10 protein-coding genes and 1 pseudogene are annotated in these 17,810 nt (G+C 34.8%); 8 read left to right on the forward strand and 3 right to left on the reverse strand.

Annotation, left to right across the window (positions count from 1 at the left end; genetic code table 11):
• The 4 genes from rplA to JR312_RS00525 are packed head-to-tail and all read left to right on the forward strand — an operon-like array spanning nt 1 to nt 10,191.
• Complete coding sequence (rplA, locus tag JR312_RS00510; RefSeq protein WP_416647456.1) at nt 1-654, forward strand: 50S ribosomal protein L1; 654 nt, start codon at nt 1-3, stop codon at nt 652-654.
• Nucleotides 655-666: 12 nt separating this feature from the next.
• The gene (gene rplJ, locus JR312_RS00515; RefSeq protein ID WP_416647457.1) at nt 667-1,185 is read left to right on the forward strand and encodes a 50S ribosomal protein L10; all 519 of its coding nucleotides are present in this window, start codon (nt 667-669) and stop codon (nt 1,183-1,185) included.
• Nucleotides 1,186-1,211: 26 nt separating this feature from the next.
• Nucleotides 1,212-1,613, forward strand: a complete 402-nt coding sequence (rplL, locus tag JR312_RS00520) for a 50S ribosomal protein L7/L12 (protein WP_264719581.1) — start codon at nt 1,212-1,214, stop codon at nt 1,611-1,613.
• A 58-nt stretch (nt 1,614-1,671) separates the two neighbouring features.
• A complete protein-coding gene (locus tag JR312_RS00525; protein ID WP_416647458.1) occupies nt 1,672-10,191 on the forward strand; it encodes a DNA-directed RNA polymerase subunit beta/beta' in 8,520 nt (2,839 codons plus the stop codon).
• Between the two features lie 34 nt (nt 10,192-10,225).
• Here the strand turns inward: JR312_RS00525 and dusB are convergent, their stop codons facing one another.
• Together dusB and JR312_RS00535 are read right to left on the reverse strand one after the other, a co-directional pair.
• A complete protein-coding gene (gene dusB / locus JR312_RS00530) occupies nt 10,226-11,176 on the reverse strand; it encodes a tRNA dihydrouridine synthase DusB (RefSeq protein ID WP_416647475.1) in 951 nt (316 codons plus the stop codon).
• A 7-nt stretch (nt 11,177-11,183) separates the two neighbouring features.
• Nucleotides 11,184-12,680 carry a hypothetical protein gene (locus tag JR312_RS00535; RefSeq protein WP_416647459.1) on the reverse strand — a complete coding sequence of 499 codons (1,497 nt, stop codon included), beginning with the start codon at nt 12,678-12,680 and terminating at the stop codon, nt 11,184-11,186.
• 136 nt (nt 12,681-12,816) lie between these two features.
• On the opposite strand from JR312_RS00535, the gene serS reads away from it, so the two are divergent.
• From serS to JR312_RS06355, 3 genes and pseudogenes are all read left to right on the forward strand, one after another.
• Nucleotides 12,817-14,097 carry a serine--tRNA ligase gene (serS, locus tag JR312_RS00540; RefSeq protein WP_416647476.1) on the forward strand — a complete coding sequence of 427 codons (1,281 nt, stop codon included), beginning with the start codon at nt 12,817-12,819 and terminating at the stop codon, nt 14,095-14,097.
• 33 nt (nt 14,098-14,130) lie between these two features.
• Entirely contained in the window at nt 14,131-15,402 is a 1,272-nt protein-coding gene (gene purD / locus JR312_RS00545) for a phosphoribosylamine--glycine ligase (RefSeq protein ID WP_416647460.1), read from the forward strand.
• Nucleotides 15,403-15,585: 183 nt separating this feature from the next.
• Nucleotides 15,586-15,651: pseudogene (locus JR312_RS06355) on the forward strand (WPE palindromic element domain-containing protein); the annotation flags it as partial.
• 74 nt (nt 15,652-15,725) lie between these two features.
• On the opposite strand, the gene JR312_RS00550 reads toward JR312_RS06355, so the two are convergent.
• On the reverse strand, nt 15,726-16,220 hold the full coding sequence (locus tag JR312_RS00550; RefSeq protein ID WP_353281250.1) for an RDD family protein: 495 nt from the start codon (nt 16,218-16,220) through the stop codon (nt 15,726-15,728).
• A 143-nt stretch (nt 16,221-16,363) separates the two neighbouring features.
• On the opposite strand from JR312_RS00550, the gene icd reads away from it, so the two are divergent.
• On the forward strand, nt 16,364-17,782 hold the full coding sequence (gene icd, locus JR312_RS00555; RefSeq protein ID WP_416647461.1) for an isocitrate dehydrogenase: 1,419 nt from the start codon (nt 16,364-16,366) through the stop codon (nt 17,780-17,782).
• Nucleotides 17,783-17,810: the final 28 nt, after the last annotated feature.

The following is a 17,810-nucleotide window of genomic DNA, read 5'->3' on the forward strand; positions in this document are numbered from 1 at the left end:
ATGAGTACATATAATGATGATTCTAAGCAGTGTTTGGAGAAGATTGTTGAGTCTGCTTCAGCAAAATTTAATGAATCAGTTGATATCGCAGTCAATTTAGGTGTAGATTCACGTAAATCTGAAGAGCAGGTGCGTGGTACAGTAGTTTTGCCTAAAGGTATCGGGAAGAATATTAAAGTAGCTGTTTTTGCTCAAGATAAACATTTATTAGAAGCTGAAAAAGCTGGTGCTGATATTACAGGAGGAGAAGATTTAGTTGAAGAGATAAAAAAAGGTAGAAAGTTGAATGTTGATTGGTGCATCACTACTCCTGATTTCATGGCAAAAATCACTCCTATTGCAAAAGTATTGGGTGCTAAAGGGCTGATGCCTAACCCTAAATTTGGTACTGTGACTTCTAACATTGCGGAAGCTACTAAAACCATTAAGTCTGGTCAAATAAAATTCAGGACGGATAAAAATGGGGTTGTTCATGGTAAATTAGGAAGTATTAAATTTGATATTGATGATTTGCTGGAAAATTTAAAAGCCTTTCTTAAAGTAATTAGAGACAATAAACCTGCTTCTGTGAAAGGAGTTTACTTTAAAAGCGTTTTTTTAAATTCAACTATGGGTAAAGCTCATAAAATAAACAAAGTAGAAGATATAATTTAAGGGAGCGAAGTTGTGAAGCGTAAAGATAAGGATGAATTTATACAAAACATAATGAATGTGTTTGTAAATAATGATTTCTTAATATTGGTAAATTTCAAGTCTATGAATGTTAGCAATTCATTAATTCTTAGGAATAGTCTAAAATCTGTAATGGGTGGGATGTTAGTAGTTAAAAATACTCTAGCTTGCTTGGCTTTGGAAAGGACTGGTAAATTTTCTTATTTATCAGATAGATTTTCTGGTTCTGTTGCTATTATATACTCTAGCGCTATAGTAGAAGCTGCAAAGTTAATAGTTGATTTTATTAATGCTAACAAAGAAAAAATGTCTGTGATTTGTGCGGCTCACATAAATGAATTGTTAACAGTGGAAGATGTTAACAAATTGGCTAAGCTTCCCTCTTTGGATGAATTGCGTGTTAAAATTATGCGTTTAATATCTTATGATATTCCTGCTAGGTTAGCATTGTCTATTAATTCATCTTCTATGAGGCTTATGAGAGTTTTGGATTACTGTAGTTCTAAAAAATAAATTTGTTGTTAAATAAGGTGGTAAGTATGAATAATGTAACAAGTGATTTGGTTGATAAAATATTATCTTTAAATCTATTAGAGGCTTCTGAACTTGTAAAGGTTCTAGAAGAAAAAATAGGGTTGCCTAGTGGTTCTTTTCTTGGTGGAGCTGTTGGTGCTGGGGTGCCTATTAGTGATAATGCTACTGCTCCTGTTGCTCAAGAAAAAGCTGAATATAAAGTTGTAATCAAAGAGATTGATGCAAGCAAAAAAATAGGAGTGATTAAAGCTATTAGAGAAGTTAATTCTACATTGAATTTAAAAGAAGCGAAAGAATTAGTTGAGTCTTTACCCAAAGATTTGACTGCTAATGTTTCTAAAGACGAAGCAGAAAAAATAAAGCAAAAACTTATTGAAGCAGGAGCAACTAAAGTTGAGCTTGAATAAAATGTTAGTATATTAATTTTATGTTGATATAGCTCTTTTAATTAGTGAAGGTATTTTAATGGTTGATTCTTCTTATATGTGTGCTTCTAGTGCTTTTGTTCCTAGAGTTTCTTATTCCAGGTCGATTGATTTAAAAGATTCTTTGTTGGATTTGGTTAAAGTCCAAAAGGGGTCATATAATTCCTTTACTCCTAATAATGAGAGTAATGAAAGACTTGAAGCTATCTTTCATACAATTTTTCCAATATCTGATCCTTTGCATAGGGCTACTATCGAATTTTTGAATTGTAGGGTAGATGATCTTAAGTATAGTGAATCTGAATGTATAAAACGTGGTATAACTTTTTCTGCTCAGGTTATTGCTTCTATACGTCTTGTTATTATGCAGGATGGTGTTTCTCTTGAAAAATATCAAGAGATTAAAGAATATGATGATCATTCTAAGCTTGCAACTGTTATAAAATCTGCTGAAGAGCAGGAGGTTCGCTTTTGTGAACTGCCTATGATGACTGATAAAGGTACTTTCATCATCAATGGCGTAGAGAAAGTTATCGTTTCACAAATGCATAGATCTCCTGGAGTGTTTTTTGATAGTGATAAGGGAAAAACTTACAATTCTGGCAAATTGATCTATTCTGCTAGAGTTATTCCTTATAGAGGTTCTTGGCTTGATATTGAGTTTGATGTTAAAGATCATTTGTATTTTCGTATTGATAGAAAGAGAAAGTTGCCAATATCAGTTTTATTAAAGGCTTTAGGCTTATCAAATAATGACATACTTAATAAATTTTATGAAAAAATAGAGTATATAAAACATAAAAGTGGCTGGAAAGTACCTTTTTCCCCTGATAAATTCAAGGGAGTGAGGCTTCCTTTTGATTTAAAGAATGTTGAAGGCAATGTGTTACTTAAAGCTAATGTTCGTATTACTTCAAAATTAGCTAAAAATCTATATGATAACGGGTTGAAAGAGTATCTAATTCCTTATGATTCTATATGTGGTTTATTTCTTGCAGAAGATTTAATAGATAGTGCTAGTTCTACAAAAATCTTATCTGCTGGTGAATCTATAAAATTAGAGGATATAAAAAAGCTTGAATTATTATCTATAGATAAAATATCAGTGTTGAACATAGATAATGTTTCTGTTGGACCTTACATATTAAACACACTTTTCTTAGATGAAAACATGTCTTATGAGAACGCTCTATATGAAATATATAAGGTTTTGCGTCCAGGTGAAGTTCCTGTTTTAAAGATAGTAGAGGAGTTTTTTCGTAATCTTTTCTTCAGTCCGGAATATTATGATTTGTCTAACATTGGTAGATTGAAACTTAACTCTTGCCTTGGGTTAAATTATGAGGAAAATTTAACTACTTTAACACATGAAGACATTATTGAAATTATAAGAAAAATAGTATTGTTACGTGATGGTCAAGGATCTGTAGATGATATTGATCATTTAGCAAATAGAAGAGTCCGTTCAGTTGGAGAGTTTATAGAAAATCAATTTAGAACTGGATTATTAAAATTGGGACGGGCAGTAGTTGATTCTATGTCTACTTCTAGTTTAGATAAAGTCTCTCCATCTGATTTTATAAATCCAAAAGTGTTAACCAATGTCTTAAGAGATTTTTTCAACTCTTCCCAATTATCTCAATTTATGGATCAGACTAATCCATTATCTGAAATAACACATAAAAGAAGGTTGTCAGCGTTAGGTCCTGGTGGTTTAACAAGAGAGAGGGCGGGATTTGAAGTGCGTGATGTTCATCCAACTCATTACGGAAGAATTTGCCCTATTGAAACTCCTGAGGGGCAGAATATAGGCTTAATTAACAGCTTAGCTATATACGCTCGTATTAATAAATATGGGTTCATTGAAAGTCCTTATAGGAAAGTAGTTAATAAGGTTGTTACTGATCAAATTGAGTATCTGTCTGCTATAGATGAAGGTTTATATTATATAGCCGATACCAGCGCAAAGCTTGATGAGAACAACTGCTTTGTTGATGATATGTTATACTGTAGGTATGCTGGTACCTTTGTAATGGTAAATAGTAATCAAGTAAGTTACATTGATTTATCTCCTAAGCAGGTAATATCGGTTGCTGCTTCTTTAATTCCATTTTTAGAAAATGATGATGCTAATAGAGCGTTAATGGGTTCAAATATGCAGCGTCAAGCTGTACCTTTATTGAAGCCTACTGCTCCTTTGGTTGCTACTGGCATGGAGTCTTTCGTAGCTTCTGGCTCTGGTGCTGTAGTTTTAGCAAAACGTGGTGGCATAGTTGACAGCTCAGATAGTAACTCTATAGTTATACGTGCTTTTGACAAAGGAGGAATTAACTACTTGGATGTAGATATTTATCATCTAAGAAAATTTCAGCGTTCTAACCATAATACTTGTATTAACCAGAAACCACTGGTGCATGTAGGTGATTGTGTTAAGGAAGGTGATGTGATAGCTGATGGTCCTGCTATTAATAACGGTGAATTGGCACTTGGCCAAAACTTGCTAGTCGCTTTTATGTCTTGGCAAGGTTATAATTTTGAAGACTCAATCATTATTTCTAGTGAAGTTGTTAAAAAAGATCTATTTACTTCTATTCATATAGAAGAATTTGAATGTGTTGTACATGACACTCCTTTAGGGTCGGAAAAAATAACTCGTGCCATACCCGGTGTTAATGAAGAAAATCTTTATCACTTGGATGATAGTGGTATAGTAAAGGTTGGTACAAGAGTTGGTCCAGGTTATATTTTGGTGGGGAAAGTTACACCTAAGCATTCTCTTTCATTGCCTCCTGAGACAAAATTGTTAATGACAATTTTTGGTGAAAAGTCATTCGATTGTGTGGATTCCTCTTTATATACATCTCCAGATATTGAAGGGATAGTGATTGATGTGCAGGTCTTTACACGCAGAGGGGAAGAAGAAAACGAAAGGGCGTTTCTTATTAAGCAAAAAGAGGCAAACGACTTTGAGAAAGAACGAGACCATATAATCAATGTTATTAATCAATATTTCTATGATGAATTAAGAAAAATTCTTATTAATTCTGGCTCTCAAGATCGAGAAAGTATTAATTTTATTGAACGTGAGGGATGGTGGGATATAGGATTGAAAAACCAATCTATTTCTAAGCAAGTTGAGAGCTTAAAAAAAGATTTTGATGAAAAAGTATCACATGCAATAACAAACTTTAAGCGAAAAGTAGAAAAATTGCATGAAGGTTATGATCTGCCTCAAGGTGTGTCGATGTCAGTAAAAGTTTTTATTGCTGTAAAACATAGTTTGCAGCCAGGGGATAAAATGGCTGGTAGACATGGAAATAAAGGTGTGATTTCTCGAGTTGTTCCAGTAGAAGATATGCCTTATTTAGAAGATGGTACTCCTATTGATATTATTCTTAACCCTCTTGGCGTTCCTTCGCGAATGAATGTAGGTCAAATATTGGAAACGCATGTAGGTTGGGCTTGTAAAAAATTAGGAGAAAAAGTAGGCAATATTCTTGATGAGATCAATAAAATCAAACGTGCTTTTTGTGAGGCAATTAGATCTCTCAGTGATGATGATTTTGAAAAATTTGCAGCATTATATCTTGATAATAAAAAATTTGAGGATATTAATGATGATGAAATAACGGCTTCTATTTTAGATACGCCTAATAAGGATGAATTAAATAATGAATTGACTACATCAGTAGAGAATTATTTCAACTCTTGTAAAGATGCACACAGTAGTTTACGTCACTTCCTGATTGAGGTTTATAGTTGTGGCAGTAATTTATCTATTTGTAATAACATTCGCAATATTAATGATAATCACCTCATTGAATTTGCGTATAAGTTGCGTGATGGCATTCCTGTTACTGCACCTGTATTTGAAGGTCCAAAAGATGAACAAATAGTAAAGCTATTTGAACTTGCTGGATTGGATAACTCTGGGCAAGTTGTATTGTATGATGGTTGTTCGGGTGAGAAGTTTGATCGCAAAGTTACAGTTGGTTACATGTACATGCTTAAGTTGCATCACTTAGTAGATGGTAAAATTCATGCGCGTTCAGTAGGACCTTATAGTTTGGTTACTCAACAACCTCTTGGAGGAAAGTCTCATTTTGGTGGTCAGCGTTTTGGTGAAATGGAATGTTGGGCACTGCAAGCCTACGGTGCTGCTTACACTTTGCAGGAAATGTTAACTGTGAAGTCTGATGACATTAATGGCAGGGTTAAGATTTATGAATCGGTAATAAAAGGTGACAGTAACTTTGAATGTGGAATTCCTGAATCCTTTAATGTCATGATAAAAGAGTTGCGTTCCTTGTGTTTTAATGTGGATTTGAAGCAAAATGACATAGTAATTGAAGATATATCTCACACTAATATCGCACAATCTTTTAATGAGGTTAGCATTTCCATTGCTAGCCCTGAAAGTATTAAACGTATGTCTTATGGAGAGATAACAGATGTTTCAACTGCAAACTACCGTACATTCAAAGTTGAGAAAGGTGGATTATTTTGTCCTAAAATTTTTGGTCCTGTCAATGATGATGAATGTTTATGTGGAAAGTACAAAAAAAGAAGACATAGGGGCCGTATATGCGAAAAATGTGGAGTAGAAGTTACATCTTCTAAAGTAAGAAGAGAAAGAATGGGTCATATAGAGCTTGCATCTCCTGTTGCTCATATATGGTTTTTGAAGTCACTTCCTTCAAGAATTGGAGCATTATTAGATATGTCTCTTAGAGATATCGAAAGTATTTTATATAGTGATAATTATGTTGTAATAGATCCTCTTGTTTCCTCTTTTGAAAAAGGTGAAATTATTAGTGAGAAAGCTTATAATGAAGCTAAAGATAGCTATGGGGTCGATAGCTTTATAGCTATGCAAGGTGTTGAAGCTATAAGAGAATTGCTAATACGCCTTGATTTACATGAAATTAGGAAGAATTTAAGACAGGAGTTAGAGTCTGTTGCTTCTGAAATGAGAAGAAAGAAAATTATAAAGAGATTACGTATTGTTGAAAATTTTATCAAGTCTGGAAACAGACCTGAGTGGATGATACTTACAGCTATACCTATTTTACCACCTGACTTGCGTCCCTTGGTATCGCTTGAAAGTGGTCGACCTGCAGTTTCTGATTTAAATCATCATTATAGAACTATTATTAATAGAAATAATAGATTGAGAAAATTGTTAAGTTTAAATCCTCCTGAGATTATGATTCGTAATGAGAAAAGAATGTTACAAGAGGCAGTTGATTCTCTTTTTGATAATAGTCGTCGTAATGCTCTGGTAAATAAAGCTGGCGCTGCTGGATATAAAAAGTCTATTAGCGATATGCTGAAAGGAAAGCAAGGTCGTTTCCGTCAGAATCTTTTAGGAAAAAGGGTAGATTACTCTGGACGTTCTGTAATAGTTGTTGGTCCAACTTTGAAACTAAATCAGTGTGGATTACCGAAAAGAATGGCTCTTGAGTTATTCAAACCTTTTGTTTACTCAAGGCTTAAAATATATGGAATGGCTCCAACTATTAAATTTGCTAGTAAGTTAATAAGAGCAGAAAAGCCAGAAGTCTGGGATATGCTTGAAGAAGTAATAAAAGAGCATCCTGTTTTACTAAATAGAGCGCCTACGCTACACAGGCTTGGTATTCAGGCTTTTGAGCCAGTCCTTATTGAAGGTAAAGCAATACAGCTTCATCCACTTGTTTGTACAGCATTTAACGCTGACTTTGATGGTGATCAAATGGCGGTACATGTGCCAATTTCATTGGAAGCTCAACTTGAAGCTAGAGTGTTGATGATGTCAATTAATAACATTTTAAGTCCTTCTAATGGAAGACCGATTATAGTTCCTAGTAAAGATATAGTGCTTGGTATATACTACCTAACTTTACAGCAACTTAAGGAAGATGATTTACCGCTTCTCTGTGCTTTTTGTGAAGTTGAGCATTCCTTAAACAACGGTACTCTACGTATTCATTCTCATATAAAGTACAAAATGGAATACATCAATAGCGATGGAAACATTCAGTATAAAACTATTTTTACAACTCCTGGACGTTTAATATTATGGCAGATTTTTCCTAAACATAAGAATCTAAGCTTCGATTTAATAAATCAGGTATTAACAGTTAAGGAAATAACTAGCATTGTTGATTTAGTATATCGTAGCTGCGGTCAAAGTGCTACAGTGGTATTTTCTGATAAATTGATGACACTTGGCTTTGAGTATGCTACATTTTCTGGTACTTCTTTTAGTCGTTGCGATATGGTCATACCTGAAACTAAAGCTACACACGTTGATTATACAAGGGGTGAAATTAAGAAGTTTTCTGCACAGTATCAAGACGGACTAATCACTAAAAGTGAGAGGTATAATAAAGTTATAGATGAGTGGTCTAAGTGCACAGATATAATAGCGAATGATATGTTAAAAGCGATGTCTCTGTATGATGAAAATAGTAAGTACAATTCAATATATATGATGGTTAGCTCCGGTGCAAGAGGTTCTACTTCCCAGATGAAGCAGTTAGCAGGAATGCGAGGGTTAATGACCAAACCTTCTGGTGAAATTATAGAAACACCTATAATTTCTAATTTTCGCGAAGGATTAAATGTATTTGAATACTTTAATTCTACTCACGGTGCGCGTAAAGGTTTAGCTGATACTGCACTTAAAACTGCAAACTCTGGATACTTAACTCGTCGCTTGGTTGATGTATCTCAAAATTGCATAGTTACAAAACATGACTGTAAAACGAAAAATGGCCTTATTGTAAGAGCTATAGTTGAAGGTAGTACTATAGTTGCATCTCTAGAGAGTGTTGTACTGGGTAGAACAGCTGCAAATGATATATATAACCCAGTAACCAAAGAGTTATTATTAAAAGCAGGGGAATTAATTGATGAAGATAAAGTAAAGCAAATCAACATTGCAGGTCTTGATGCTATAAAAATTAGATCGCCTTTAACTTGTGAAATAAGTCCTGGTGTGTGTTCTTTGTGTTATGGAAGAGACCTTGCAACTGGTAAAATTGTTTCAATAGGTGAAGCAGTTGGTGTTATCGCTGCTCAATCTGTTGGAGAGCCAGGTACTCAGTTAACGATGCGTACTTTCCATATAGGTGGGGTAATGACTAGAGGTGTTGAATCCTCAAATATTATAGCTTCTATTAATGCTAGAATAAAATTAAACAATAGTAATATAATTATAGATAAAAACGGAAATAAAATTGTGATAAGCCGTTCCTGTGAAGTCGTTTTAATTGATAGCCTTGGTAGTGAAAAATTGAAGCACAGTGTACCTTATGGTGCTAAACTTTATGTAAATGAGGGTGAGTTAGTAAAAATTGGTGATAAAGTTGCGGAATGGGATCCGTATACACTACCTATTATTACGGAAAAGAGTGGTACAATATCTTACCAGGATTTAAAAGATGGAATTTCAATCACTGAAGTGATGGATGAATCTACAGGAATATCAAATAGAGTAGTAAAGGATTGGAAATTGCACTCTGGTGTAGCTAATTTACGTCCTCGTATTGCACTGCTTGATGATAATGAAAAAGTAATAACACTTTCAAGTGGTGTGGAAGCATGTTACTTTATACCAGTTGGTGCAGTGCTTAATGTACAGGATGGCCAAAAGGTTCATGCAGGTGATGTTATCACAAGAACGCCGAGAGAGTCAGTTAGAACTCGTGATATTACTGGTGGCTTGCCTAAGGTTATAGAATTATTTGAAGCACGTCGTCCTAAAGAGCATGCTATCGTTAGTGAAATAGATGGCTATGTAACGTTCTCTGAAAAAGACCGTAGAGGAAAACGCAGTATAGTAATTAAACCTGTAGATGAGCAAGCTTCTCCAGTTGAGTATTTAGTATCAAGAAGTAAGCATGTAATAGTCAATGAAGGTGATTTTGTGCGTAAAGGTGATTTATTGATGGATGGCGATCCTGATCTTCATGATATTCTACGTGTGCTTGGGTTAGAAGCGTTAGCACACTATATGATTTCTGAAATACAGCAAGTTTATAGATTGCAAGGTGTGCGCATAGATAACAAGCATTTAGAAGTGATCTTAAAGCAAATGCTACAAAAAGTAGAAATTACCGATCCTGGTGATACTATGTACTTAATTGGAGAAAATATCGACAGGCTGGAAATTGATAGAGAAAATGATGCTATGAATAACTCTGGAAAACGACCTGCTCATTATCTTCCTATTCTGCAGGGAATTACTAGAGCAAGCCTTGAAACTAATTCCTTTATTTCTGCTGCCTCTTTCCAAGAAACAACAAAAGTACTTACGGAAGCAGCATTTTGTGGAAAGAGTGATCCTTTGAGTGGGTTAAAAGAAAATGTTATAGTAGGAAGATTAATTCCTGCTGGTACGGGTTTAGTTATGAATAAGGTGAAAGCACTTTCGCTTTGTGAAAATATAGATAAATATGAAAAATATTTTGATATTGAGACTTATGACGAAAAATTGCTGAGTGATAATAGTTATCAATTACATTCTGATGAAGAAGAGAGTGTGGTGGCATCGCACTATGATCAGTCAAGTTGAATATAGCTAATGAGGTAGTATGTTTAATCTGTTTTTAACTAAAAAAATCAGTTATATTTTCTTTCACCTCTGTGCTGTCTATTATGTTATTTACTCTTACACGAAATTCAGATGAGTTTTGAAGCCCGCTACTGTACCATCCTATATGTTTGCGGGCCATCTTTATTCCTGTATCGCTTCCATAGTACTCAAGAATACTGTCATAATGCTTGAGTATTATGCTTAATCTCTCTGAGGCTGTTGGCTCAGAAACTTTATTTCCACTCAAAAAGTTTATTGCTTGATTAATCAGCCAAGGTTTGCCGTAAGCACCACGACCTATCATTACTCCATCTGCCCCAGATTCTTTAAGTGCACTTTGAACATCATTCAAACTCTTAATATCTCCATTTACTATAACTGGAATTTTTACCTGCTCTTTAACATTTCTAACGAATTTCCAATCTGCTTGACCATTATAAAGCTGTGCCCTTGTCCTTCCATGTACAGTAATCATCTTTGCTCCCAAATCTTCTGCAATTTTTGCCAAGCGCGGAGCATTACGATTTTCGTCATTCCATCCAGTACGCATTTTTACTGTAACTGGCACACTCACTGCCTTGACTACAGCTTCTATTATCTCAGCAGCCTTTTTTTCATCACGCATAAGTGCTGACCCTGCGTAACCGTTTACAACTTTTTTAACTGGACAACCAAAATTTATATCTATGATTTTTGCACCCATGCCCTCATTTAACTTTGCAGCTTCCGCCATAACATCAGGCTCACAACCAGCAAGTTGTACAGCGGTTAGTTCATCGACTTTTGCTTTTTGCATGCTCTGGCGAGTTTGCATGATCATAGCTCTGCTTGCAATCATTTCTGAGACTAGCAAACTTGCACCAAGTTTCTTTACAATACTCCTAAATGGATAGTCAGTCACTCCAGACATTGGCGCTAAAATAACTGGAGAATCAATAGTTAGATTTCCTACTTGGAGAGACACAGGCTTTCTAGTTGCTAAAAAATGTATTTTTGACACTGTTATAAGCCATTATTATAGCATCTTGCAGAGATGAACTTGTGGCAGGTTGTGTTTCCTCTTTCTTACTATCTTCAAGACTAAGCTGCTGTATAGTATCATGTAAAATTCCACCTTCAGCAATGGATTCTTTCCACTCTTCATCTTCCATAAGTGCTTTTGCGAACTCTCTTCTTTTTTCTTGCAATTCTTCTGGCTTAGGCTTGTACTTTGATAACTCTCTGTCAATTTCATCAAATGATTTATCCTCGTTGAGCATTTCCGTAATCCTATGAGCATTTTCTAAAGCAAATACTCCACAATTACAGCCATCTTTTTGCTGATCAACCGCAGAACTCTTTATGCTATCATTTCCTATCTCTAAGGTTTCCTGCAATATGCCCACTATATAACTAGTATCAATTGGCTTACTAACTAACTTATTTCTATCTTCTCTTGCATGACCTAATGTTTTTTCAACATCATCTTTTTTCTCTTTAAGGCTAGCATTATCTGGATTATTTTCTCTTTCCCGTATTAAACTTCCCACCTCATTACTTAAGGGTACTAGACACTTCTCAGCAATCTCATTAGCAAGACTTATATCGTCTTTTACCTTTCCTTCAATCTCATTTGGTAATAAATTACCAAATGAGTCACAATAATAAGCTCTAAATTGTCTGTTACCATTACATGTGACTATCAGTGTTACCCAGTGATTTCCTCCTAAATTAATAATCGAGGCAAAGATTTTTTTTGTGTTCCCTTGTTCTATTTTATACTCTTTCAGTTTTGAGTTTAAAGTACTCACATCACCAGGAATACAAAAAAGTACATTGCCACTTGAATTTTCTGAATAGTTATATACAGCTCTTGCAATATGAGAAATATCATGTTCTTGTAGCCAGTAATAGTAATTTTCTCTATTTGTCTGATGCATAAGAGTTTGTAAATCTTCATGAAACTCCTTGCCACCCAAACCACTATCTCCTGAAGCATTAGAATTTCTACGACTATTGTTACTTGAGGCAGGTTCACTTCCTGGTGCAATACCACTATCTGTAGATGGAGAATAGGAATTTCTACGTACCCTCTTATCCGAATCATTTGTTTGTCTTGATATAGTATCTAGTCCACTATCCAGTGATTTACTTCTTGTGAATTTTTGCTCTTTTGGACTCTTTTCTTCCTTTACAGTTCCTTTTTCATCAACATAATCTTTTACCAAGTAAAATAAAGGTTCAATAACCATCTTGTATGTTGCTGTAAGCACTATTCCCATTAAAATCCAAACTATAGGGTTGGAGATGAGCATAGCAAGTGGTAAGGTTAAGAGGAAAGATCCCATTATCAATCCCAAACAGCCAATGGTAAATGTAGTCGCCAAATATATACAAAAAGCGTAGACAGCAAATCTTCCACTAGCCTTAAGTTTAGTGAAGTGAGTACTCTCTTTAAATGTATTGTACTTTTCTCGGATGCCCAACATGTTATATTTTATGAATACTACGTTAACTAATTCTAGCAAATTATGAAGGTAAAATCAATATTAGCATTTATATGTAAAAATATTGAGCATTAAAAGCTTTTGAAGTACAGTAATGATGTTAGTAATAGCACAACATATGCATGATATAGAACATATACGCAAAAACCCTGAAGGATTTGAAAAAGCAATAAAAAGCAGAGGGGTGAAAGAATTTACTACAGAAGAAATATTAGAGATTGACCATAAAAAAAGATCACTGACTACTAAATTGCAAGCTTTAAATAAGCAACGCAATGAGATCACGGAAGAAATAAAGAGGCTTAAAATGAACAAAAGCTCCTGTGAAAATGAGGTAGAAGTGTCAAGAAACATAACAAATGAGATAGAAGCAATCAGCTTAAAAGAGCAAACGGAGAAAGATAACTTAATGAATATCTTATCTAACTTACCAAATATCTCTGCACAAAACGTGCCAATAGGTGAAGATGAGAGCTCTAACGTAGAAATCAGAAAATATGGAGAGAGAAGAAAATTTGATTTTACACCAAAATTTCATTATGAACTCGGAGAAAGGTTAGGCTTGATGGATTTTGAACAAGCAGCAAAAATTTCTGGATCAAGGTTTACAATATTAAAAGGACAGTTAGCTAAGCTTGGACGAGCATTAATAAATTTTATGCTGGAAACACATGTTAATGAATTTGCCTATACTGAGGTGCATCACCCAGCCCTGGTGAAAAACGAGGCGATGTATAACGTTGGTCAGCTACCAAAATTTTCTGATGACTCATATTTAACTACCGATAAATTAAGATTAATTCCCACAAGTGAAGTAGTTTTAACAAATTTAGTTGCTGACAAAATAATAGAAGAAAAAGAACTGCCTATTCGTTTTACTGCATATTCAGAATGTTTTCGTAAAGAAGCTGGCAGTGCAGGACGAGATACAAGAGGTATGATAAGGCAACACCAATTTGGTAAAGTGGAGTTGGTAAGCATCACAACTGAAGACCAGTCAAAAGACGAGCTTGAACGTATGACTAGTGTTGCTGAAGAGATATTAAAAAAACTAGAATTACCGTACAGAGTAATGCTACTTTGCAGTGGCGATATGGGTTTTGCTGCACAAAAGACTTATGACATAGAGGTATGGTTACCTGAGCAAAATAAATATAGAGAAATATCAAGCTGCTCAAATTGCGGTACGTTCCAGGCAAGAAGAATGAACACTAAATACTTCTTAGAAACTGACAGAAAAACAAAAAAATACGTTCACACTTTAAACGGCTCAGCTTTAGCCATAGGAAGAACAATTGTTGCCATAATGGAGAATTATCAAAATTCCGATGGGTCAGTTACAATACCAAACGTGTTGCAAAGATACATGAGTAATGATACTGTTATAAGCAAACAATAATTTTGACATATATAGAAAAGCGAGGAAATAAAGATGAAGGTTTTGGTTATAGGTTCTGGTGGGCGTGAGCATGCTTTACTTTGGGCTCTAAAGAAGTCTCCTACCTTGACTAAGTTATATGTTACTCCTGGTCGCCCGGCCATGGAGAATTTTGGAGTTCTTGTGAATATAAATATTCAAGATTCAGTGGATGTTACACAATTTTGCAAGAAAGAAAATATAGAGCTAGTAATTATTGGTCCAGAGCAACCGATAATTAATGGACTTGCTGATGATTTAACTGCAGAGGGAATAAATGTTTTTGCTCCAAGTCAAGCAGCTGCAAAACTTGAGGCATCAAAGTCTTTTACGAAGGAACTATGTAAACAATATGATATACCGACCGCCAAGTATGAACGTTTTATTGATGAAAGGTTAGCTAAAAATTTTGTCCGTAGTAATAAAATAAAATTGCCGCTTGTAATTAAAGCAAATGGAATTGCAGCAGGGAAAGGTGTCATAATATGCCACACAGAAAATGAGGCTTTTTCAGCAATAGATTCAATGCTAGTGGAGAAAAATCTTGGTGAGTCAGGTGAAGAAATAATCATAGAAGAGTTTTTAATTGGAGAGGAAGTAAGTTTTTTTGCTCTTATTGATGGGTTGAAGGTAGTAACCCTTGGGTGTGCAAAAGATTACAAGAGAGTTGGTGAAAATAACGAGGGACAAAATACTGGAGGCATGGGGTCATACTCATCACCTTCGATTATAAGTGAGGAGATGGAGCAAAAAATTATCCAAAAAATAATATATCCTACAATTCAAGCACTGACTAACATGGGAACATCCTATAAGGGAGTACTCTTTGCTGGTTTAATGATTTGCAAAGATAGTCCAAAGCTTCTTGAGTATAATGTTAGGTTTGGGGATCCGGAAATACAATCTATGTTACCTAGACTTGATCCAAATTGTGATTTGCTAAAGTTGATGTTGTCAGTTGCAGAAGGCAAGTTAAATACAAAAATGGTGGAGTTTAATCACAAAACTACAGTTTGTGTAGTTGTTGCAAGTAAAGGCTATCCTGGTGATTATCAAAAAGGAGAGGTAATTAAAGGATTGGATAAAATTGAAAACATTCCTGGTGTGCTAGTTTTTCATGCTGGTACTAAGCTAGATGAAAGTGGTAATTGGATTTCCGATGGCGGAAGGGTACTAAATATAGTAGGAGAAGGAAACACTGTGGAAGAAGCTAAAAGTAAAGTGTACTCAGCATTAAATTTTCTAGAATGGTCAGGTGGGTTCTTCAGGTATGATATTGGTAGTTAATTTAGCTCATGCAGAAACGAAAAAAGTCACTTTGCAAGCAGTAAACTAAAGAAAAACATGATATCTGTTCAGATTCATGTGAAACCAGTGCTTCTTTTCTTGTCATGAAAGTAGCTGACACTGGGATCCAGGTTGATGAAAGCACACTAGCATAGAAAGTGGTTACAATGTTTTCGATGAGATTATATGGAAAACTGGATTCCAGTGTCAAGCACTGGAATGACACCCTCTATTATGCAAATTACCTGCTAATTGCAATGTTCGTACAGATGTGGGTCACGCGCTGGAATAACACCCTTGGTGGTAACAACTAAAGAAAAATATCAACTAGGTTTATAGTCTATTACTACTGTTTTTGCAATTTTGTCGTGAAGAAATTGTTTACGCTGGTCAAGGATTGCAAATAATATGATTAAGATTGATACAACTATGAATAGACTAGAAATATTGAATAGTGTGTAGCAGATTATAAAATATAATACTCCAAAAACTGCTGTTCTGCTTATTGCTTGTATTAGAGTGATTTTTTCAAGTGTATTTTCGTCTTTTACACGCATGCGAAGTAACAATTGTCCTGGAGTACCACCAAATTCTATTATCGTAAATACATAAAATATTAATTCCAATATCAACCCTATTACTTGTATAGCTACTGCTTTATCTAAAATCATTTCAGTTACATTGAGTGATAGAGAATATGCTAAAGTAAATCCAATGATAAATCCGATAACAAACCCCATTCCCTGTACTAAAATATAATCGATTGCAAATGCAAAGATACGTCTTGTAATCCCTGCATAACTTATTTTAGTATCCATACACTTTCCATATTTTGCAATGCTATAACCAGTATAAAAGTTCATTATTAAATAACCGTAACTATACTAATTTGGGTAATATTAGCTACTTGTGTCACTCTATCATTTGAATTAACATTAAGTCATGTGTAATTAGGAAAGTTATGTCAACACCAATCACAGTTGCGTATGGTGACGGTATCGGACCAGAAATTATGGAAGCGGTGCTGTCGATATTGCGTGAAGCGAAAGCAGAGATCTCAATAGATATTATTGAAATAGGAGAGCGTGTTTATAGTAAGGAATGGTCTCATGGAATTTCTCCGAGTGGTTGGGAATCTATCGAAAGGACAAAGATATTACTCAAATCTCCAACAACAACCCCTCAAGGTAAAGGGCACAAAAGCTTAAACGTTGCGCTCAGAAAGAACTTAGGGCTGTATGCAAATATTAGACCATGCATTTCGTATCACCCTGTTATAGAAAATAAATTCGATAAATTTGATGTTGTTGTAATACGTGAAAATGAAGAAGACGTTTATACGGGAATAGAGCATAGGCTCACTGGTGATTCTTACCAATGCACTAAAATTATTACTAGATCTGGCTCAGAGAAGATATGCAGGTATGCTTTTGAATACGCGAAAAAACACAACAGAAAAAAAGTAACTTGCCTGACTAAAGACAACATAATGAAAATGACTGACGGCGCTTTTCATGCAGCGTTTGATCGTATTGCAAAAGAATACCCAAATATAAAGATAGAACATTATATAGTTGATATTGGAATGGCAAAAGTTGCTACAGAGCCCGAGAATTTCGATGTTATAGTAACTGAAAATCTATATGGCGACATATTATCAGATATAGTGGCACAAACCTCAGGTTCTGTAGGGCTTGCAGGAAGTAGCAATATAGGTAATGAATATGCAATGTTTGAAGCAGTGCACGGTTCTGCTCCTGATATTGCAGGAAAAAACATGGCTAATCCTTCTGGTCTTTTAAATGCCGCAGTACATATGTTGGTCTATATTGGTCAAGTGAGTACTGCAAAACTAATCTATGATGCATGGCTGAAGACTTTGGAGGATGGAATACACACTGCCGATTTATATAAGAAGAAAAGGAGTAAGCAGAAAGTTGGTACCAAAGAATTTGCAAAAGCTGTTATAGATAATCTAGGGAAAAAACCCACAACGTTATCTGAGCTTATAATTAGCAGTGATTCGGATAGTAAAATAAATAAAGTACAAGACAATTACGAACAAGATTACAAAGTTAAAAAGCTAGTGGGTAGTGATATAACGCTTGCCTGGGACAAATCCAACAATTTTGATCAAATAGTTAGGTTATTTGAATCGAGTAATCTGAAAATGATAGCAATATACTCAAAAGGACTTGCAATTTGGCCAGGAGGCTCAAAGTCTTCAAGTGACCAAATAACCTGCAGGTTCATTGCAAATAATGAAATTACAAATAGTGATGTGAATAACTTGCTAGTCAAATTTGAGGAACATAATTTTGATGTGGTGAGAATGGATAAGTTGTATTTGTATGATGGGAAAGAGGGTTTCTTCTCTTAGTGGTTGCTTGATATTTTTATGCTTGTGT

Origin of the sequence: Wolbachia endosymbiont of Nasonia giraulti (genome assembly GCF_048054155.1) — a bacterium.
GTDB lineage: Bacteria > Pseudomonadota > Alphaproteobacteria > Rickettsiales > Anaplasmataceae > Wolbachia > Wolbachia pipientis_C.

Bases quoted from the DNA above. Each gene is read 5' to 3' on its own strand.
- rplA (WP_416647456.1), top strand. From the start codon at position 1: ATGAGTACATATAATGATGATTCTAAGCAGTGTTTGGAGAAGATTGTT.
- rplL (WP_264719581.1), top strand. From the start codon at position 1,212: ATGAATAATGTAACAAGTGATTTGGTTGATAAAATATTATCTTTAAAT.
- JR312_RS00525 (WP_416647458.1), top strand. From the start codon at position 1,672: ATGGTTGATTCTTCTTATATGTGTGCTTCTAGTGCTTTTGTTCCTAGA.
- JR312_RS00535 (WP_416647459.1), bottom strand. From the start codon at position 12,680: ATGTTGGGCATCCGAGAAAAGTACAATACATTTAAAGAGAGTACTCAC.
- serS (WP_416647476.1), top strand. From the start codon at position 12,817: ATGCATGATATAGAACATATACGCAAAAACCCTGAAGGATTTGAAAAA.
- purD (WP_416647460.1), top strand. From the start codon at position 14,131: ATGAAGGTTTTGGTTATAGGTTCTGGTGGGCGTGAGCATGCTTTACTT.
- JR312_RS00550 (WP_353281250.1), bottom strand. From the start codon at position 16,220: ATGGATACTAAAATAAGTTATGCAGGGATTACAAGACGTATCTTTGCA.
- icd (WP_416647461.1), top strand. From the start codon at position 16,364: ATGTCAACACCAATCACAGTTGCGTATGGTGACGGTATCGGACCAGAA.